The organism is Paraburkholderia sp. SIMBA_027 (genome assembly GCF_046535315.1).
GTDB classification, from domain to species: domain Bacteria; phylum Pseudomonadota; class Gammaproteobacteria; order Burkholderiales; family Burkholderiaceae; genus Paraburkholderia; species Paraburkholderia tropica.
On sequence record NZ_JAWRWY010000488.1, the window covers coordinates 1 to 275 of the forward strand.

General features: G+C 61.8%; 1 pseudogene. It reads left to right on the forward strand.

The annotated features are described in order from the left end of the window. Window positions 1–71: 71 nt before the first annotated feature. A pseudogene (locus SB764_RS39940) lies at window positions 72–275 on the forward strand (DNA polymerase IV); the annotation flags it as partial.

A 275-nucleotide genomic window follows, 5' to 3' on the forward strand; every position in this document is an offset into this window, starting at 1 on the left:
GTACCCAGCGGGAGCAGAGCAGCCAGACGCCCGTTCACGAAATGCCGGCTTATCCTGTGGGCACTCACGTCATGGGGAGCGTACAACCCGTGCGCAAAATCATCCATATCGATATGGATGCCTTTTATGCCTCGGTCGAGCAACGTGACAATTCGGAGCTGCGTGGCTTACCACTGGCCGTCGGTGGATCCGCGGCACGTGGCGTTGTGGCGGCCGCGAGTTACGAGGCCCGCGTCTTCGGCGTGCATTCAGCCATGCCGTCGGTCACCGCCAAG